Source organism: Burkholderia sp. E168m22 (assembly GCF_001319805.1).
GTDB lineage: Bacteria > Pseudomonadota > Gammaproteobacteria > Burkholderiales > Burkholderiaceae > Burkholderia > Burkholderia orbicola.
In genome coordinates this window covers 93,660-110,827 of the sequence record NZ_BBSK01000020.1, presented here as the reverse complement: position 1 = coordinate 110,827, position 17,168 = coordinate 93,660, and the positions used below count along the sequence as shown (strand labels likewise).

At 66.3% G+C, this 17,168-nt stretch carries 20 protein-coding genes; 15 read left to right on the top strand and 5 right to left on the bottom strand.

What is annotated here, in order from left to right; translation table 11 throughout:
* Window positions 1–88 precede the first annotated feature (88 nt).
* The 7 genes from AP428_RS06255 (at window position 89) to AP428_RS06225 (ending at window position 6,844) form a co-directional block, all read left to right on the top strand.
* Complete coding sequence (locus AP428_RS06255; RefSeq protein ID WP_041489552.1) at window positions 89–853, top strand: TIM barrel protein; 765 nt, start codon at window positions 89–91, stop codon at window positions 851–853.
* A 36-nt stretch (window positions 854–889) separates the two neighbouring features.
* Window positions 890–1,882 (top strand): sugar kinase, encoded by a 993-nt coding sequence (locus AP428_RS06250; RefSeq protein WP_011549754.1) that lies wholly within the window; start codon window positions 890–892, stop codon window positions 1,880–1,882.
* Between the two features lie 115 nt (window positions 1,883–1,997).
* Entirely contained in the window at window positions 1,998–3,278 is a 1,281-nt protein-coding gene (locus AP428_RS06245) for an MFS transporter (protein WP_011549755.1), read from the top strand.
* 4 nt (window positions 3,279–3,282) lie between these two features.
* Window positions 3,283–4,248 (top strand): D-glycerate dehydrogenase, encoded by a 966-nt coding sequence (locus AP428_RS06240; RefSeq protein ID WP_011549756.1) that lies wholly within the window; start codon window positions 3,283–3,285, stop codon window positions 4,246–4,248.
* Between the two features lie 332 nt (window positions 4,249–4,580).
* A complete protein-coding gene (locus AP428_RS06235; protein ID WP_027810531.1) occupies window positions 4,581–5,624 on the top strand; it encodes a LacI family DNA-binding transcriptional regulator in 1,044 nt (347 codons plus the stop codon).
* A 55-nt stretch (window positions 5,625–5,679) separates the two neighbouring features.
* Window positions 5,680–6,468: a YhfC family intramembrane metalloprotease gene (locus AP428_RS06230; protein WP_054927860.1), complete on the top strand. Its 789-nt coding sequence runs from the start codon at window positions 5,680–5,682 to the stop codon at window positions 6,466–6,468.
* Between the two features lie 13 nt (window positions 6,469–6,481).
* Window positions 6,482–6,844 (top strand): DUF3022 domain-containing protein, encoded by a 363-nt coding sequence (locus AP428_RS06225; RefSeq protein ID WP_006475968.1) that lies wholly within the window; start codon window positions 6,482–6,484, stop codon window positions 6,842–6,844.
* 39 nt (window positions 6,845–6,883) lie between these two features.
* Here AP428_RS06225 and AP428_RS06220 read toward each other — a convergent pair whose 3' ends face one another.
* Window positions 6,884–7,315, bottom strand: coding sequence for a PGDYG domain-containing protein (locus tag AP428_RS06220; RefSeq protein ID WP_006475969.1), 432 nt, complete (start codon window positions 7,313–7,315; stop codon window positions 6,884–6,886).
* A 134-nt stretch (window positions 7,316–7,449) separates the two neighbouring features.
* On the bottom strand, window positions 7,450–8,001 hold the full coding sequence (locus AP428_RS06215; RefSeq protein WP_054927859.1) for a Spy/CpxP family protein refolding chaperone: 552 nt from the start codon (window positions 7,999–8,001) through the stop codon (window positions 7,450–7,452).
* 248 nt (window positions 8,002–8,249) lie between these two features.
* On the opposite strand from AP428_RS06215, the gene AP428_RS06210 reads away from it, so the two are divergent.
* Together AP428_RS06210 and AP428_RS06205 are read left to right on the top strand one after the other, a co-directional pair.
* Window positions 8,250–8,714: an Lrp/AsnC family transcriptional regulator gene (locus AP428_RS06210; RefSeq protein ID WP_006481526.1), complete on the top strand. Its 465-nt coding sequence runs from the start codon at window positions 8,250–8,252 to the stop codon at window positions 8,712–8,714.
* A gap of 498 nt (window positions 8,715–9,212) precedes the next feature.
* Window positions 9,213–10,313, top strand: a complete 1,101-nt coding sequence (locus AP428_RS06205) for a saccharopine dehydrogenase family protein (protein ID WP_006481527.1) — start codon at window positions 9,213–9,215, stop codon at window positions 10,311–10,313.
* Window positions 10,314–10,429: 116 nt separating this feature from the next.
* Here the strand turns inward: AP428_RS06205 and AP428_RS06200 are convergent, their stop codons facing one another.
* Window positions 10,430–11,047: an ATP-binding protein gene (locus AP428_RS06200; RefSeq protein ID WP_011694291.1), complete on the bottom strand. Its 618-nt coding sequence runs from the start codon at window positions 11,045–11,047 to the stop codon at window positions 10,430–10,432.
* The gene (gene cydX, locus AP428_RS34335) at window positions 11,044–11,190 is read right to left on the bottom strand and encodes a cytochrome bd-I oxidase subunit CydX (protein ID WP_027807096.1); all 147 of its coding nucleotides are present in this window, start codon (window positions 11,188–11,190) and stop codon (window positions 11,044–11,046) included. The genes AP428_RS06200 and cydX overlap by 4 nt, the downstream gene beginning before the upstream one ends.
* Before the next feature lie 200 nt (window positions 11,191–11,390).
* Between cydX and corA the strand changes: the two genes are divergently transcribed.
* On the top strand, window positions 11,391–12,368 hold the full coding sequence (gene corA, locus AP428_RS06195) for a magnesium/cobalt transporter CorA (protein WP_006475972.1): 978 nt from the start codon (window positions 11,391–11,393) through the stop codon (window positions 12,366–12,368).
* Between the two features lie 7 nt (window positions 12,369–12,375).
* On the opposite strand, the gene AP428_RS06190 is transcribed toward corA, so the two are convergent.
* Window positions 12,376–12,669 (bottom strand): YciI-like protein, encoded by a 294-nt coding sequence (locus AP428_RS06190; RefSeq protein WP_006475974.1) that lies wholly within the window; start codon window positions 12,667–12,669, stop codon window positions 12,376–12,378.
* A 476-nt stretch (window positions 12,670–13,145) separates the two neighbouring features.
* Between AP428_RS06190 and AP428_RS06185 the strand changes: the two genes are divergently transcribed.
* The 5 genes from AP428_RS06185 (at window position 13,146) to AP428_RS06165 (ending at window position 17,161) form a co-directional block, all read left to right on the top strand.
* On the top strand, window positions 13,146–13,634 hold the full coding sequence (locus AP428_RS06185; RefSeq protein ID WP_006475975.1) for an aminoacyl-tRNA deacylase: 489 nt from the start codon (window positions 13,146–13,148) through the stop codon (window positions 13,632–13,634).
* 859 nt (window positions 13,635–14,493) lie between these two features.
* On the top strand, window positions 14,494–15,195 hold the full coding sequence (locus tag AP428_RS06180) for an energy transducer TonB (RefSeq protein ID WP_054927858.1): 702 nt from the start codon (window positions 14,494–14,496) through the stop codon (window positions 15,193–15,195).
* Between the two features lie 86 nt (window positions 15,196–15,281).
* Window positions 15,282–16,187, top strand: a complete 906-nt coding sequence (locus AP428_RS06175) for a MotA/TolQ/ExbB proton channel family protein (protein WP_054927857.1) — start codon at window positions 15,282–15,284, stop codon at window positions 16,185–16,187.
* A gap of 20 nt (window positions 16,188–16,207) precedes the next feature.
* Window positions 16,208–16,630, top strand: a complete 423-nt coding sequence (locus AP428_RS06170) for a biopolymer transporter ExbD (protein ID WP_011549764.1) — start codon at window positions 16,208–16,210, stop codon at window positions 16,628–16,630.
* Window positions 16,631–16,729: 99 nt separating this feature from the next.
* Window positions 16,730–17,161 (top strand): biopolymer transporter ExbD, encoded by a 432-nt coding sequence (locus AP428_RS06165; protein ID WP_054927856.1) that lies wholly within the window; start codon window positions 16,730–16,732, stop codon window positions 17,159–17,161.
* Window positions 17,162–17,168: the final 7 nt, after the last annotated feature.

The window sequence follows — 17,168 nt, the reverse complement described above, 5'->3', positions numbered from 1 at the left end:
GATTTCCTCTATGGCGTGGGTCCGAAGTGGAGCGCACCATCCGTCTCAAGCAAATGGAACCGGTTCCATTCCGGTGAAAAAGGGCAACATGGCAGACATCGTGATCGTGGCGAGCGCATTCGGGATGGATCGGGTGCGCCAGGAGGGCCACAGTGCATTCATCGCGACCGTGGCGGCATCCGGCGCGGCCGGTTTCGAGGTGCGGCGCGAACTGTTCGCGTCGGACGACGATACGGCGCCCGGCGCGCTGGCCGCGCTCGGCGCGCAGATCGCCGGCCACGGACTGTGGTCGGTCTATTCGACCCCCGACTCGCTGTATACCCAAACGGGTGCGCTCGACGTCGACGCCTTGCGCGACGCACTCGCGCAAGCCGACGCACTCGGCGCGCGCTTCGTGAAATTCCAGCTCGGCGGCTTTGCCGGCGACGCGCATGCGGCCGAGATCGTCGCGCTGTCGCGCGGGGCGCGGGCTCGCGTGGTGGTCGAAAACGGCCAGCCCGAGATCGGCGGCGCGTTCGTGCAGTTCCGCGGGCTGTTCGACGCGCTCGCCGATGCCGGCCTGCCCGATGCGCTCGGCATGACGTTCGACATCGGCAACTGGCAGTGGCGCGGCGAAGCGCCGCTCGACTGCGCGCAGGTGCTCGCGCCGCACGTGGAATACATTCATTGCAAGACCATCGAAGGCGAGGGCGCGCGTCGTTTCGCCGTCGCGCCGGCGCCGAACGATCCGCTCGTGACCGGTGTGCTCGCGGCGCTGCCGCAGCACGCGCCGCGCGGCATCGAGTTCCCGTTCGACGCGGCCGACCTGGCGGGCGACGCCTGCCGGCGGGTCGCATGGCTCGCGACCGCGTGACCACGTGACCGCAGCAGGATTCTGAGGAGTTCAGTCATGAAAGCAGCACTCGATGTCGTGACCTACGGCGAAGCGATGGCGATGTTCGTCGCGACGGAGCCCGGCCACCTCGCGCACGCCGGGCAATTCGCGAAGCGGATCGCCGGCGCCGACCTGAATGTCGCGATCGGCCTGTCGCGGCTCGGTTTCCGGGTCGGCTGGATGAGCCGGGTCGGCCGCGATTCGTTCGGGCGCTACGTGCTCGACACGCTGGCGCGCGAGGGCATCGACGCGTCGTGCGTGACCGTCGACCCGCGCTACCCGACCGGTTTCCAGCTGAAGTCGCGCAACGACGACGGCAGCGACCCGACCGTCGAATATTTCCGCAAGGGTTCGGCGGCGAGCCACCTGTCGTGCGACGACTACGTGGCCGACTACGTGCTCGGCGCGCGCCACCTGCACCTGACGGGCGTCGCGCCGGCGATCTCGGCGACGTCGTGCGAACTCGCATTCCGGCTCGCGCGCGAGATGCGTGCGGCCGGCAAGACGATCTCGTTCGACCCGAACCTGCGCCCGACGCTGTGGCCGTCCGCCGACGTGATGGCGAAGACGCTGAATGCGCTCGCGACGCTCGCCGACTGGGTGCTGCCGGGTCTCGCCGAAGGGCGGCAACTCACCGGGCACGACAGGCCGGCCGACATCGCGGGCTTCTATCTCGCGCAGGGCGCGCGCGGCGTCGTGATCAAGCTCGGCGAGCAGGGCGCGTATTTCCGCACGGCCGACGGCCGCGAAGGCACGGTCGCCGGCGAGCGCGTCGACAAGGTCGTCGATACGGTCGGCGCCGGCGACGGCTTCGCGGTCGGCGTGGTCAGCGCACTGCTCGAAGGGCGCAGCGTCGAGCAGGCGGTCGCACGCGGCAACCGGATCGGTGCGCTCGCGATCCAGGTGATCGGCGATTCGGAAGGATTGCCGACGCGCGACGCGCTCGACCGGCTCGAAAAGGTCAGCAATCACGCCGATCGCTTAGAGGAAACCGTCACCGCGCAATGAGAGGCCGGACACGGCACAATCCGCGGATCCATTTCGTGCGCGATGCACAGTAGTTTTGTTCGAGGCCGGGCAGGCGCCAGTGCGCCCACTCCGGTCCATATACGGAGACACTCTCATGGCAGCCAATCTCGCAGCCCGTCGGTGGTGGACGATCATGCCGATCGTCTTCATCACCTACAGCCTCGCTTACCTCGATCGCGCGAACTACGGGTTCGCGGCGGCGGCCGGCATCAACCAGGATCTCGGCATCAGCAAGGGTCTGTCGTCGCTGATCGGCGCGCTGTTCTTCCTCGGTTACTTCTTCTTCCAGATTCCCGGCGCGATCTACGCGGAACGCCGCAGCGTGAAGAAGCTCGTGTTCGTCAGCCTCGTGCTGTGGGGCGGCTGCGCGGCGCTGACCGGCGTGGTCAGCAACATCCCGTCGCTGATGGCGATCCGCTTCGTGCTGGGCATCGTCGAGGCGGCCGTGATGCCGGCGATGCTGATCTACATCAGCAACTGGTTCACGAAGAACGAGCGCTCGCGCGCGAACACGTTCCTGATCCTCGGCAACCCGGTCACCGTGCTGTGGATGTCGATCGTGTCGGGCTATCTCGTGCATGAATTCGGCTGGCGCCACATGTTCATCGCCGAAGGCGTGCCGGCCGTCATCTGGGCCGTGTGCTGGTGGGTCCTCGTGCAGGATAAGCCGGCCGATTCGCCGTGGTTGAGCGCGCAGGAAAAGCGCGACCTCGACGCCGCGCTCGCGGCCGAGCAGGCGGCGATCAAGCCCGTGCGCAACTATGGCGAGGCGTTCCGTTCGCCGGCCGTGATCAAGCTGTGCGCGCAGTATTTCTGCTGGAGCATCGGCGTGTACGGCTTCGTGCTGTGGCTGCCGTCGATCGTGAAGAACGGCTCCGACCTCGGGATGGTCGCGACCGGCTGGCTGTCCGCGCTGCCGTACCTCGCGGCGACGATCGCGATGCTCGCCGCTTCGTGGGCATCCGACAAGGTCGGCTCGCGCCGCGGCTTCGTGTGGCCGTTCCTGCTGGTCGGCGCGGCCGCGTTCGCCGCGTCGTATGCGCTCGGTTCGTCGCATTTCTGGATTTCGTACGCGCTGCTGGTCGTCGCGGGCGCCGCGATGTATGCGCCGTACGGGCCGTTCTTCGCGATCGTGCCGGAACTGCTGCCGAAGAACGTCGCCGGCGGCGCGATGGCGCTGATCAACAGCATGGGCGCGCTCGGCTCGTTCGTCGGCTCGTACTTCGTCGGCTATCTGAACGGTGCGACCGGGTCACCCGTCGCGTCGTATGCATTCATGAGCGCCGCGCTCGTCGCCGCGGTGATCCTCACGCTGTCCGTCAAACCCCAGGCGCGCGATGCGCATCCGCTCGCGGCGCCGCTGCAAGGAAAATGAAACGATGAAGCCCCGTATCGTCGCGTACAAGCCGCTGCCCGATGACGTTCTCGCGTACCTGCGCGAGCATGCGGACGTCGTGCAGGCCGACGGCGCCGACGCGCTCGCCGCCGCGCTCGGCGACGCGGACGGCGCGATCGGCGCGAGCCTGAAGGTCACGCCGCAGATGCTCGATCGTGCGCCGCGGCTGAAGGCGTGGTCGACGATCTCGGTCGGCTACGACAACTTCGACGTCGCCGATTTCACGCGGCGCGGCATCGTGCTCGCGCATACGCCGGACGTGCTGACCGAGTCGACGGCCGATACGGTGTTTTCGCTGATCCTGGCCTCCGCGCGGCGCGTGGTCGAACTGGCCGAATGGGTGAAGGCCGGCCACTGGCATCGCAGCATCGGCCCGGACCTGTACGGCACCGACGTGCAGGGCAAGACGCTTGGCATCGTCGGGCTCGGGCGGATCGGCGGCGCGGTCGCGCGCCGCGCGGCGCTCGGCTTCCGGATGCAGGTGCTGTACGCGAACCGGTCCGCGCATGCCGAGGCCGAGACGCAGTACGGCGCGCGGCGCGTGACGCTCGACGAGTTGCTCGCGCAGTCCGATTTCGTGTGCCTGCAGGTGCCGCTGTCGCCCGACACGCGCCACCTGATCGGCGCGCCCGAATTCGCGAAGATGAAACGCGGCGCGATCCTGATCAACGCGTCGCGCGGGCCCGTGGTCGACGAAGCCGCGCTGGTCGACGCGCTGCGCGCGGGGACGATCCGCGGCGCGGGGCTCGACGTGTTCGAGAAGGAGCCGCTGCCGGCGGATTCACCGCTGCTGCAGATGAAGAACGTCGTCGCGCTGCCGCATATCGGCTCGGCGACGCACGAGACGCGCCATGCGATGGCGCGCTGCGCCGCGGAAAACCTCGTCGGCGCGCTGGCCGGCACGCTGCGCACGAATCTCGTCAATCCGGATGCGCTGGCGCACGCCTGAGCCGCCTGAGACAACCGGCCGGCACGGCGCCCGCGTCGTTAGAGTCGATGATCTTGGTGCCGGAGGGCTGGCTGCGTTATGATCGCCCGCGCTCGTCGTATCGACGGCCGGCCACGCGGCCGGCGGCGTCGCGCGACGGGCATCCGCGCCAGGTCCGGTGCGGCCGACTGCCGTAGCACGCTGCTGGCGGGCGCGGCTCGACCGCGCAGCACCGGGCCAGCGCAGGCGCCGACGCGCCAGGACAGGGGAGGCCGCCGGTTGGCTTACGTTTCCAACAACAAAGGTCCGTCTGCTCACGAAGCGGCGCGGATCGTACGTCGCGAGGCACGACAGTGACCGATACGCAACCTTCCACGACGCGTCCGGCGACGATCAGCGACGTCGCGCGCGAGGCCGGCACGGGCAAGACCAGCGTTTCGCGCTACCTGAACGGCGAGACGCACGTGCTGTCCGTCGATCTGCGCCAGCGGATCGAGGCGGCCATCGCGCGCCTCAACTACCGGCCGAACCAGATGGCGCGCGGGCTCAAGCGCGGCCGCAACCGGCTGCTCGGCATGCTCGCGGCCGACCTGACCAATCCTTACACCGTCGAAGTGCTGCAGGGCGTCGAGGCCGCGTGCCATGCGCTCGGCTACATGCCGCTCATCTGTCACGCGGCGAACGAAGTCGAGATGGAGCGCCGCTTCCTGCAGTTGCTCACGACCTACCGCGTCGAAGGGCTGATCGTCAACGCGCTCGGCGCCGAGGAAGACGTGCTGCGCCCGCTGCGCGGCGCCGGCATTCCGGCGGTGCTCGTCGACCGCACGGTCGAGGGCTTCGAGGCCGACCTGATCGGCCTCGACAACACCGACGCGATCGAGACGGCGCTCGCGCACCTGATCGAGCACGGTTTCGACGCGATCCACTTCGTCGTGCAGCCGTTCGAGCAGGTCAGCTCGCGGCGCGTGCGCGAGGCCGCGTTCCGCGCGGCGCTGGCCGCACGCGGGCTGCCGGTGCCGTCGACGGTCGTGCTCGACCTGAACGAACCCGACGCGGCCGCGGCGGCGCTCGCCGACGTCGATGCCCGCATCGACGATGCAGCCCGGCGCGGCGTGCGCGCGGCGCTGTTCGCCGCGAATGCGCCGGTCGCGCTGGCGATCGCGCGCCACCTGCGCGCGCGCTTCGGCGCCGCGTGGCAGCAAAAGGCGGCGCTGCTGTCGATCGACGATCCGGAATGGGCCGAGCTGATCGGCATCACGACGATCCGTCAGCCGACCTACGAAATCGGCTACAAGGCCGTCGAATTCGTGCACGAGCGGATCGACGGCGCGGCGGGCGACGTGCGCGTCGCGATGCTGCCCGGCGAGTTGATTGCGCGCGCGTCGACCGCAAGCTGAGTATCATTCGGGGCACGCGGCGTGTCAGGTGCGCTGCTTCGAACCAAGGAAATACATGACTGTCGCTCCCGTCACGCTGGCCGCGCTGATCGCCGCCACGCTGATCATCGCGCTGCTGCCGCTCGTCCTCTACCGCATCCTGCGCAAGCCGCTTGCGCTCAACCGCCGCGACACGATCGTCGGCGTCACCGTCTTCACGCTGTTCGCGATGATCCTCGAGCGCGCGTTCCACGGGCTCGTGCTGAGCCACACGCCCGAGGACGGCTGGCTGACGCAGCCGCTCGCGTTCGTTGCGTACAGCGCGCTCGCGACCGCCGTGTTCGAGGAAGTCGGCCGCTATGTCGGGATGCGTTTTCTGGACCGCCGCTATGGCGCATCGGCCGGCGACGGTCGCGGGATCGGCTACGGCATCGGCCACGGCGGCGCCGAAGCGTGGTTCGTCGGCGTGCTCGTCTGGGGCCAGTGGTCGTATCTCGCGTGGCTCGCGAGCCGCGGCCAGCTCGAGACGCAGTTGTCCGACCTGCCGGTCGACACCGTGGTGCGGCTGCACATGATGCTCGCGACGCTGTCGGCCCAGTCGATCCTGCTGTTGCTGCTGGAGCGCTGCGCGGCGTTCGCGGTGCAACTGGCGCTGTCGGTGCTGGTGTGGCGCGGCGTGCGGGCCGGCCGGATGGCCGTGTTGCCGCTCGCGATCGTGCTGCATGCGCTCGCGGCGGCGCCGACGCTGCTGTACCAGGTGCGCGTGCTGCCGGCCGCGTGGGTCGAGGCCGCGTATGTCGTGCTGGTCGCGATCCTGGTGATCGCGCTGGTGAAGGCGTGCCGGCCGTCGCGTGCGGCGGCCTGACGGGAGACACGCAATGGACGACTATCTGATCGAATGCCAGAGCGCGGAATTCGATGCGCTCGCGCGCGTGATCTGCGATCTCTTTCCGGAGCAGACACGCTTCGCCGAAAGCAGTGACGAACGCGGGCGCTTCCTGTCCGTGCACTGGCTGGCGATGCGGTTCGGCGCGACGCCGAAGCGGATGACGCTCGACATCCGGATCGTGCCGGCCGCGCTCGCGCGCTACCTGGCGCTCAAGCCGATGCAGCGCGCGCGCAGCCATGCGGTGCTGCATGCGTATACGGAAGCGATGCTGGGGTCGCTCGAAGAGCGGCACGCGGCCGGCGAGGCCGTCGAGCGCGACGCAGAACTCGAACTCGACGAAGACTTTGCGTAAGCCGTGGCGCCGGTCTCGGCCGGCGCGGTGCGTTACGCGTTACGCGTCGCGGTAGACCTGCGCGAAGCGCTGCGCCTGCACGACGCCGTAGTCGCCGGGCGCGTATTGCATCACCCAGTCGCCGGCGGCGCCGCGCAGCGTGTCGCCGTTTTCCGAGCGGGCGATCGTAAACGCCTCGTCCATCCGGCGCGCGAGCACGACGGCTGGCCGGTTGCGGTAGGCGCCCGGCGTGCCGTGCGCGAGTGCCGGATCGGCGGGCAGGTATTTGGCGTCGAAGCGCGCGCGCGACACGACCCAGCGGTCGCCGGTCGAGCCGGTGATCAGCGCGTCGCCCGCGACATAACGGTTCGGGCCTTCGAGGCTCATCAGTTCGCCGTCGGCGTCCGCGAAGGATACGGCGACGGTTTCGTCCTTGACGACGCGACGAGCCTGCGGATCGGTACGCAGATCGAGTTGCTTGAGTTCGAGCATGGCGGGGAGGGGCGGGAAAGCGGGAAAAGCCGGGAGCTTATCCCGAATTCGGCGCGCCGTGTGACGCGCCGGTCGCCGATCGCGGCGCGGCGCCGTTCGGCCCGGGCGGGCCGGCACGGGGCCGGCGGGGAGGGTCAGGGCTGCGCGGGCGCGCTCGCGGCCGGCGCGGCCGCCGCCTTGCCTTCCTTGCCCTTCGTCTTGCCCTTGCCGCGGTGCTCGCCGCCGTGGTGCAGCCAGCTGCGGAAGGTCGTGTCGGCCAGCGCCTTCTGCTCGGCCGGGAAGCTCTCGTACAGCGGCGCGAACGCGTCGGCGAGCTTCTTCGCGCCATCGGCGTTCGCCTGCGACAGTTCCGCGTACTGCTTCATGTCGTCGAGCGCGGACACGTCGTGCTTCGCCATCCGTTCGCCATAGAGGCGGCCCATCGTTGCGCCGTTGTCGCGCATCGTGTCGGCGAACGTCTTCCATTGCGGTTCCTGCGCCGACGTGATCTTCAACTGGTCGTGCAGGTACTTGATGCGCTGCTCGATGCGCGCCTCGTGGCGGGCCGCGCGCTGCTCGGCGCTCGGGGCCGATGCCGCGGCCGCCGTGGCCGGTGCCTGGGCGGGCGCTTGCGGCTGCGCCGGGGTCTGCGCGAATGCGCTGGCTGCAACGACGAGCGTAGCGAGGGTGAGCGAGATTTTCTTCATGGTTGGCTCTCCGGGGTGGTGTCTGGCGAGCGGACGCGGCGGCCATTGCCGTCAGCGTACCTCTCGCGTCGCCCGCTATTAGTAGCACGTTGCCTGCGGTGCGGCAGTGAATGCGACACTTGCTTACATCCGATACGAATCGAAATCGAAGCTGCGAATCCGGGCCGTGCCGGTTGGGCGCGCCGGCGTTCGGCGCTATCATCGCGTCACTTTCCACTCCGCCGGCACATGCGTACCGGCCCAGCGTCATGCGCCCACCCCGCCTCGACCAACTCGACGATCTCGACCGGCAACTCGTCGCGCTGCTGCAAGCCGATGCGCGCGCCAGCGTCGCGGATCTCGCGCGCCAGCTCGACGTCGCGCGCACGACGGTCGTCGCGCGCATCGCGCGGCTCGAACGTACGAACGTGATCGCCGGGTACAGCGTGCGGCTCGGGCAGGACGTGCTGGACGCCAGCATCTACGCGTACGTCGGCATCATCCTCACGCCGAAATTCGGCAAGGACGTCTTGCGCAAGCTCGACCGGATGCCGGAAGTCCAGCTGCTGTGCGCGGTGAGCGGCGAGTACGACTACGTCGCGTGGCTGCGCGCCGATTCGCCGGAACGGCTCAACGACCTGCTCGACCAGATCGGCACGCTCGAAGGCGTCGAGCGCACGACGACGTCGATCATCCTGTCGCGCAAGATCGACCGCGGGACGATCGGCGGCTGAGCCGTTGCATGTAGCACCGCACATGACGGACGGCGCATGCGCGGCGCCGGTTTCGTTGCGTCACGGGTGTCTGGATTAACGGCGGGTAGATGCCCGCCCGCCTTCGTATCGGCATTCGCTGTACCTCATGATCGGCATGAGTGCCCGTCGCCCTCCTTCCGCGCACTTCGCGCGTCTCTGTCCCGACTCTCCTTTCCGTGTTTCGCTTCGACCGGCGTGTAGCCCGTGACGCATGTGCAGTTCGTGTGTCGGGAGCCATGCCGTGCGTCCTCGTCTTCGTCGTTGCAACGCGCCACCGCCAACGGCCGGTTTGCGACAGCGCCTTTACGCGATTTTTAGATGAAATGGTCGTTTCGACCAAAGGTATCGTCATAACGTCGAATTTATCGGTCGTTTCGCATCATTCTTCGTCTTGGAACTGATTTTGAGCGTCCCTAAACTGTGTTCATGGCTCGACGCCGTACACCAACAGCAAACCCATCATCAGGAGATAAGCGCATGAAAATCGCCATCGTCGGCGCAGGTCTGATCGGCCACACCATTGCTCACATGCTGCGCGAAACGGGCGACTACGAAGTCGTCGCGTTCGACCGCGATGCGGATGCGCTCGCGAAGCTGTCGCGCGAAGGCATCGCGACGCAACGGGTCGATTCGGCCGACGCGAATGCGATTCGCGAAGCAGTGAAGGGCTTCGATGCGCTCGTCAATGCGCTGCCTTACTACCTCGCGGTCAACGTGGCCGCGGCCGCGAAGGCGGCCGGCGTTCACTACTTCGACCTGACCGAAGACGTGCGCGCGACCCACGCGATCCGCGAACTGGCCGACGGCTCCGACCGCGCATTCATGCCGCAGTGCGGCCTCGCGCCGGGCTTCATCGGCATCGCCGCGCACGAGCTCGTGAACGGCTTCAGCGAAGTGCGCGACGTGAAGATGCGCGTCGGCGCGCTGCCCGAATATCCGACCAACGCGCTGAAGTACAACCTGACGTGGAGCGTCGACGGCCTGATCAACGAATACTGCCAGCCGTGCGAAGCGATCCGCGACGGCCGCAAGCAGTGGGTGCAGCCGCTCGAGGGCCTCGAACACTTCTCGCTCGACGGCACCGAATACGAAGCGTTCAACACGTCGGGCGGCCTCGGCACCCTGTGCGAGACGCTGTCGGGCAAGGTCGAGACGCTCGACTACAAGTCGGTGCGCTATCCGGGTCACCGCGAGCTCGTCCAGTTCCTGCTGGAAGACCTGCGCCTGTCGACCGATCGCGACACGCTGAAGTCGATCATGCGCCGCGCGGTGCCGTCGACGAAGCAGGACGTCGTGCTCGTGTTCGTCACGGTGACGGGCGTGAAGGACGGCCAGCTGGTGCAGGACGTGTTCACCCGCAAGATCTTCGCGAAGGACGTGTGCGGGATGCACATGAGCGCGATCCAGATCACGACGGCCGGCGCGATGTGCGCGGTGCTGGATCTGTTCCGCGAGAAGAAGCTGCCGCAGAGCGGTTTCATCCCGCAAGAGAAGGTGTCGCTGAAGGCGTTCCTGTCGAACCGCTTCGGCAAGCTGTACGACGGCGGCACGATGGAGCGCGTGCACGCGGTCGCCTGACCGTCATTGCAAGACCATTCGCCAGTCACTGGCACGAGGGCCGTACGACGCCGGGAGCGCAGCAGCGCTTCCGGCGTTGTTTTTTGCGGGAAGGGAAAGGGCGCCGGGCGGCGCGATCAGGCCGGCAGCGGCGGGACGATCGTTGCCGGTTGCGGCGGCGGCACGATGCGGGACAGCAGCGCGTCGAGGTCCGCGTCGGACGGCGCGGTGTTGTCGAACATCACGATGCCGTCGCATTCGTGGCCGGTCGGCACGAAGCGGCGCTGCCGGTATTCGTCCCAGTGCGCGAGCTTGTACGCGTCGTTCGGGTTGGCGCGCGCGACGATCCGCTGGTGCGCGACGTCTTCCGATGTGTGGACCCACACGACCGTCAGCGTGACGTCCGGCGCGATGCCGAGCCACGTGCGATCGAGGATGCGCCGGTCGCGCACTTCACGCGACAGCGGGCCGACGACGAGCGCACCGATGCCGAGCGAGAGATTGTCGCGGGCCGTGTCGAGCAGGCCCTGGTATTCGGGATCGCGAAGATGTTTCAGGTAGAGCGGGCTGTCACGGTCGTTCGGATCGTCCGTGAGCGCGCCCATCGCGGCCGCGCTGTAGCGGCCGTACAGCGTGTCCTTGTCGAGCAGGCAGAACGCTTCGCCGGTCGCGCGCATCAGCGGCCCGATGAGCCGCTTCGCGAGCGTGGTCTTGCCGGTGCCGGCGTGACCGCAGAAGAACACCAGGTGCGTCACGAATGCCGGCTCCCCGACCGCTGGCCCGACGTATCGCCGCGCTGGTCGCCGCGCGAGAATACTTCCGCTTCCAGCCACATCGCGTTGATGATGCCGAAGCCGAGCGCCACGCCGATGCCGAGTATCCACGAGAAATACCACATAGGTCTGTCTCCTTGACGGTTGGGCCGCACGGCCGTTGTGCATCGCGCAACGCAGGTCCGGCGGGCCTGTAGAAGTGCCTCGACGCGCATGCTGCGGCGCACGCAGCCCGATCATGACCAATATCGGCGTGCCGCGCAAGCCGGGCCGTTCATGCAGCAAACCGGTAAACTGATGCGCAAACCGCAACGTCACGAATACCATGCTGATCAACTGTGCTGCTTACCAGGACGGCCGCAAGCTGGCCGATATCGACATCGACGCCATTAGCGATTACGTGTCGAAGCCCGAATGCTTCGTGTGGGTCGCGCTGAAGGACCCGACGCCCGAGGAAATCGACCTGATGGGCGAGGAATTCGGTTTGCACGAGCTGGCGCTCGAGGATGCCCGCAAAGGCCATCAGCGGCCGAAGATCGAGGAATACGGCGATTCGCTGTTCGCGGTGCTGCACACGGTCGAACTCGACGAGGACGACGAATTCAAGGTCGGCGAATTGAACGTATTCGTCGGCCCGAATTACGTGCTGTCGATCCGCAACCATACCGAGCACGATTTCCGCGACGTGCGCAAGCGTTGCGAGCGCGAGCCGCACTTGTTGCGGGAGGGTTCGGCGTTCGTGTTCTACGCGTTGATGGACCAGGTCGTCGACCGGTATTTCCCGATCCTCGAAACGCTCGGGGCCGAACTCGAGGAGCTCGAGGACCGCATCTTCGCGAAGGCGACGCCGGCGTCGTCGCGCGCGATCATCGAGGATCTCTATTCGCTGAAGCGCCGGCTCGTGCTGCTGTACCAGCACACGGCGCCGCTGATGGAGCCGCTCGCGAAGCTCACCGGCGGGCGCGTGCCGCAGGTGTGCAGCGGGATGGCGGCTTACTTCCGCGATGTGTACGACCATCTGCAGCGGATCGTGAAGACGATCGAAGGGCGTCGCGAGATGGTCGTCACCGCGATCCAGGTCAACCTCGGGATGATTTCGCTCGCGGAGAACGAGGTGACCAAGCGGCTCGGCTCGTTCGCCGCGCTGTTCGCGATACCGACGATGATCGCCGGCATCTACGGGATGAACTTCGCGAACATGCCCGAGCTGCACCTGAAATACGGGTTCTACGGCTGCATCGCGGTGATGGCCATAGCCGACCTCGCGCTGTGGTGGCGTTTCAAGCGGGCGGGGTGGTTGTAGCCAGGCCTCATGCCGGACGCGGTGCGTGCTTGCCGACCACGACGCGCCACGGCCGCACGCGCCACGATTTCACGAGGCCGTTCTGCACGTACGGATCGGCGCGCGCGAACGATTCAGCCGCTTCCGGCGAATCGCCTTCGAACACGAGCACCGCCTGGTCGGCCGGGTCCGCCAGCGCGCCGGCGAGCACCAGTTCGCCGCGCTCGGTCGCGGCCTGCGCGAGCGCGAGATGCTCGGCGCGGAACGGTTCGCGCCGCGACAGGTAATCGTCGACGAGTTCGTAGATCAATTGGTAATGCATGATTGCTCCGGGAGTCGGTTTCCGCCGCGGGAGGGTGAGCGGCTGGCTCAGTATAGGACACCGGGAAAGCCGTTGGCGGCGTGGGTTTGTCGGCGTGATGGCGAGCGTTCGCGAGTTCGCTTTTTGAACGACGCATCCCGGGCGGTGTCCCGATGTTCTTCTTAAAATGCAACTAACGGTCGAGTTTCTCGACGTCTGCAAATTAGCGGGTGCGGCCGCATTTTCGTTCGCACTGCCTGAAATCTGCCTGCAGAAATGAGGGTCCGCCAAGCGTATTCCGGGGCCGGATTCCGCATGCCGGCAAGGGCAGACGAAGGCCTTGAAAGCGAGTTGGCCGGCTGCCGGGCCATGTGGGCGGGCGCAGCACGAGGGCATTTCCATTGGCCCGGAATGCGACCTATGCTGAACGAATCCGGAGCGAACGCTGTTCGCCTTTTTCACCCGATTCGCCCGATTCCGCCCAGACGAGGTGCGCCATGCCGGTCTCAGCCACCCTGCAGGATTGCCTGCGCCAGAAGTCATCGCGGTACGAAGTCGTGTACCACCCCTATAGTCATACGAGCATGGAGACGGCCGCCGCCGCGCATATTCCCGGCGATCGTCTCGCGAAAACCGTGCTTCTCGAGGACGCCGAAGGCTACGTCGCCGCCGTATTGCCGACGACGCACGCCGTGCGGCTGTCGGATCTCTGGGTGAAGACGGGGCGCCATCTCGTGCTCGCCCGGGAGGTCGAGTTGCGCGAGCTGTTCAAGGATTGCGACATGGGCGCGCTGCCGCCGGTCTGCATGGCGTACGGGATGAAGACGTTTCTCGAGGAACACCTCGCGCAGCAGCCGGAAGTCTATTTCGAGGCCGGCGATCATCAAGCGCTGATTCACATGATGCAGGACGAATTCCTGATGCTGATGGAGACGGCCGAGCGCGCGCATTTCTCGCATCGGATGCAGGGGATGATGCTGTCCTGAGCGATGCGGGTCGTGTGTCGATGAAGCATGCGCGGGCATTTTCCCACCGGGCTCGGTGAGGTGGGGATGCCCGTGCGTGCAGAAGGGCGGGCAACGAATTCCCGTGGCCCCAGCTCTATCCGTCGTCGGAAGATACGTTCGTTATGCAGAGCATTGTGAGAATTGGATCGTTGCAGGAGGTTTCCATATTTTGATTTGCAATCCTATTAAAATTAACGAAGATCGACCGTACGGATATCGCCTGAACAGGACCCCGCCTGCATGAAAGCGGTCAATCGGCTTCCATCCATGCATCGGACAATGAAGCGCATCCGGCATTGCTCATTCCGGAGTGCACCGATTCGGTGTGATAGCACTAAATTGGTGATTATTTTGGATGAGCACTGAATTAGTGCGATAACCATACAAATCAATTACGAAATTAATGGGAAATGGTTGGCGAAGTTTACTAACTCGTTATTCGAGTAAGGCCTCCAAACTTTGTATTCAAGTATCAAATAAAGTTTGACGCCCGGATTTTTTCCTTGCTATCTTCTGCACCCAAGACGAACGGCCTGGCTGACATCAGCGTGTAACGAAGATCCAATCGTCATACGAGAAATGTGCCTGTGTCGACGCAGCTGACAATTGCCTGACCACGCTGGTGCGGGATAGACGCCGGATAGGGCGGCTATCCCGTTGCGGTTGAAACGATTCCTTGAAATTGAATAAACGGGATCCGAAATCGATGCTTTCAATTCGGATTGCCAATTGAATTAAAAATGAAATTTCGAGTTGAGGCGGAGACGGAACCGACCCGGTTCCGGCGCCGGCCATCATCGCGAAACTGGGCGATTCGCTTGGGGGAAGGATAGTGGGCATGAAAGTCGAAGAGCATCTGGTTGCTTCGAACAGCGGACTGGCCACGCTGGGCCGTCCGCGGGAATTCGGCAAGAAGCAGCAGAATCCGGTGCGCCGTTTCGGCGGCATCGCAGTCGTCCTCCTGTTGCATGCAGTGCTGATCTACGCATTGCTCAATGGCCTCGCGACCAAGGTCGTGCAGGTGATCCAGCATCCGATCGAAACCCGCATCATCGAGCCGGTGAAGCCGCCACCGCCCCCGCCGATGCCGGTCGTCAAGCTTCCGCCGCCGAAGTTCGCGCCGCCGCCGCCGCCGTTCGTGCCGCCGCCCGAAGTGCCGGTGCAGGCACCCCCGCAGCAGGCGACCATCACGCACCAGCCGGCACCGGTGCCGTCCGCGCCGGCCGTGCAGGCGCCGGTCGTCGCACCGCCTGCGCCGGCCAAGCCGGTCAGTCACGAAGTGGGTGTCGTCTGCCCGAATTCGGACTCCATGCGCGCGTCGATGCAGTACCCGAAGGAAGCGCAGGAAAACAACATCACGGGTGACGTGACGATCGAGTTCGTCGTGGATGCGGAAGGGAACATCACGAACGAACGCGTGGCCCAGTCGGCCGACCCCGTGCTCGATCGTGCGGCCTACAACACCGTGAAGCGGTTCAAATGCGTGGCGCAAGGCCAGGCGGTACGGGTGCAGGTGCCGTTCTCGTTCAACCTGAATTGATGCAGTGGGCGGTCCGGCGGGAGCCGGACCGGTGAAAACCGGCTTGAACCTAAATCGTAAGTTCAACGAAAGAATTGGAGTGGGGTATGACGAAGCGTTCTCTGGCCGCGCTGGCGGCAAGCCTGTTGATGTCCGTCGCCGCAATCGACGGGCTCGTTGCACCGCAGCTCGCTTACGCGCAAGCGAGCGGACCCGCGGCGACATCCGACGCGTCGACGCAGGCCGCGGCGCCGACGCAGGCGCCCGCCGCCGCCGAGCCGGCCCCGCCGCCGGCGCCGGCCACGACCGAAGCGGTCGAGAATCCGTACGGGCTCGGGGCGCTCTGGAAGAACGGCGACTTCGTCGCGCGCTTCGTGCTGATCCTGCTCGTGATCATGTCGATGGGCAGCTGGTACATCATGATCACGAAGTTCGTCGAACAGTTGCGGGCGAACCGCCGCGCGAAACTCGCCGACGCGCAGCTCTGGAGCGCGCCGTCGCTGGCCGAGGGCGCGAAGCTGCTCGACGAGGCGTCGCCGTTCCGCTTCATCGCCGAAACGGCGATCGAGGCGGGCGAGCATCACGACGAGGCGCTGCTCGAAGCCGTGGACCGCAACACGTGGATCGACGTGTCCGTCGAGCGCTCGATCACGAACGTGTCGAACCGCATGCAGGACGGGCTCGCGTTCCTCGCGACGGTCGGCTCGACCGCGCCGTTCGTCGGGCTGTTCGGCACGGTCTGGGGGATTTATCACGCGCTGACGGCGATCGGGATCGCGGGCCAGGCGTCGATCGACAAGGTCGCGGGCCCGGTGGGCGAGGCGCTCATCATGACGGCGATCGGCCTGGCGGTCGCGGTGCCGGCCGTGCTCGGCTACAACTTCCTGGTCCGGCGCAACAAGTCGGTGATGGAGCGGGTCCGCAACTTCGGCGCCCAGCTGCATACCGTGCTGCTGGCCGGCAGCAAGCGTCCCGCTCGCGTGCCGTCGCCCGCCGCGTCGCTCGTGAACTGACCGGCTGACGGAGGCGCGCGATGGGCATGAACGTCGGGCAGGACGAAAGCGACGAGGTGATCGCGAACATCAACACGACGCCGCTCGTCGACGTGATGCTGGTGTTGCTGATCATCTTCCTGATCACGATTCCGGTCGTCACGCACACGATCCAGCTGCAGTTGCCGAAGGAGGTCGTGCAGCCGCTGCAGACCACGCCGAAGAGCGTCGAGATCGCGGTGAACCGCGATGGCGATTTCTTCTGGGGCGAGCAATTGGTGGATGCGTCGACGTTGCTCGCGAAGCTGAAAGGCGTGTCGCAGCAGCAGCCACAGCCGAGCGTGCACGTGCGGGGCGACCAGAACACGCGCTACGAGTTCATCGGCCGGGTCATCACGATGTGCGAGCGGGCGGGTATCGCGAAGGTGTCGTTCATCACGGAACCGCCGGCGCGGGGTGGTTAGCGTTGCATGGGAGCGGCACACGCGCCGGTTCTGATTGATGGTGGAGCATGGGATCTGAGTAAGCGCTAAAGCGCTAACTCAGATCGACAGGAGCAAACGATGGGAATGAACGTGCCTTCGGGCGGGAGCAGCAGCGAGCCGGACGTGATGGTCGACATCAACACCACGCCGTTGATCGACGTGATGCTGGTGCTGCTGATCATGCTGATCATCACGATCCCGATCCAGATGCATTCGGTGAAGATGGACCTGCCGGTGGGGAACCCGCCGCCGCCCGCCGCACCGCCGGAAGTCGTGCAGATCGACATCGACTTCGACGGCACGACGACGTGGAACGGCACGGCGGTGCCGAATCGCGCGGCGCTCGAGGCGAAGCTGACACAGGTCGCGCACGAGCCCGTGCAGGCGGAGATCCATCTGCGGCCGAACAAGCTGGCGCCATACAAGGACGTGGCGGCCGTCCTGGCGTCCGCGCAGCGCGTGGGCGCGACGAAGATCGGCCTGATCGGCAACGAGCAGTTCATGCAATGACGGGACA

Excerpts from the sequence above, each read along its gene's own strand:
- AP428_RS06255 (WP_041489552.1), top strand. The coding sequence starts at position 89 with ATGGCAGACATCGTGATCGTGGCGAGCGCATTCGGGATGGATCGGGTG.
- AP428_RS06250 (WP_011549754.1), top strand. The coding sequence starts at position 890 with ATGAAAGCAGCACTCGATGTCGTGACCTACGGCGAAGCGATGGCGATG.
- AP428_RS06245 (WP_011549755.1), top strand. The coding sequence starts at position 1,998 with ATGGCAGCCAATCTCGCAGCCCGTCGGTGGTGGACGATCATGCCGATC.
- AP428_RS06240 (WP_011549756.1), top strand. The coding sequence starts at position 3,283 with ATGAAGCCCCGTATCGTCGCGTACAAGCCGCTGCCCGATGACGTTCTC.
- AP428_RS06230 (WP_054927860.1), top strand. The coding sequence starts at position 5,680 with ATGACTGTCGCTCCCGTCACGCTGGCCGCGCTGATCGCCGCCACGCTG.
- AP428_RS06225 (WP_006475968.1), top strand. The coding sequence starts at position 6,482 with ATGGACGACTATCTGATCGAATGCCAGAGCGCGGAATTCGATGCGCTC.
- AP428_RS06220 (WP_006475969.1), bottom strand. The coding sequence starts at position 7,315 with ATGCTCGAACTCAAGCAACTCGATCTGCGTACCGATCCGCAGGCTCGT.
- AP428_RS06215 (WP_054927859.1), bottom strand. The coding sequence starts at position 8,001 with ATGAAGAAAATCTCGCTCACCCTCGCTACGCTCGTCGTTGCAGCCAGC.
- AP428_RS06210 (WP_006481526.1), top strand. The coding sequence starts at position 8,250 with ATGCGCCCACCCCGCCTCGACCAACTCGACGATCTCGACCGGCAACTC.
- AP428_RS06205 (WP_006481527.1), top strand. The coding sequence starts at position 9,213 with ATGAAAATCGCCATCGTCGGCGCAGGTCTGATCGGCCACACCATTGCT.
- cydX (WP_027807096.1), bottom strand. The coding sequence starts at position 11,190 with ATGTGGTATTTCTCGTGGATACTCGGCATCGGCGTGGCGCTCGGCTTC.
- corA (WP_006475972.1), top strand. The coding sequence starts at position 11,391 with ATGCTGATCAACTGTGCTGCTTACCAGGACGGCCGCAAGCTGGCCGAT.
- AP428_RS06190 (WP_006475974.1), bottom strand. The coding sequence starts at position 12,669 with ATGCATTACCAATTGATCTACGAACTCGTCGACGATTACCTGTCGCGG.
- AP428_RS06185 (WP_006475975.1), top strand. The coding sequence starts at position 13,146 with ATGCCGGTCTCAGCCACCCTGCAGGATTGCCTGCGCCAGAAGTCATCG.
- AP428_RS06180 (WP_054927858.1), top strand. The coding sequence starts at position 14,494 with ATGAAAGTCGAAGAGCATCTGGTTGCTTCGAACAGCGGACTGGCCACG.
- AP428_RS06175 (WP_054927857.1), top strand. The coding sequence starts at position 15,282 with ATGACGAAGCGTTCTCTGGCCGCGCTGGCGGCAAGCCTGTTGATGTCC.
- AP428_RS06170 (WP_011549764.1), top strand. The coding sequence starts at position 16,208 with ATGGGCATGAACGTCGGGCAGGACGAAAGCGACGAGGTGATCGCGAAC.
- AP428_RS06165 (WP_054927856.1), top strand. The coding sequence starts at position 16,730 with ATGGGAATGAACGTGCCTTCGGGCGGGAGCAGCAGCGAGCCGGACGTG.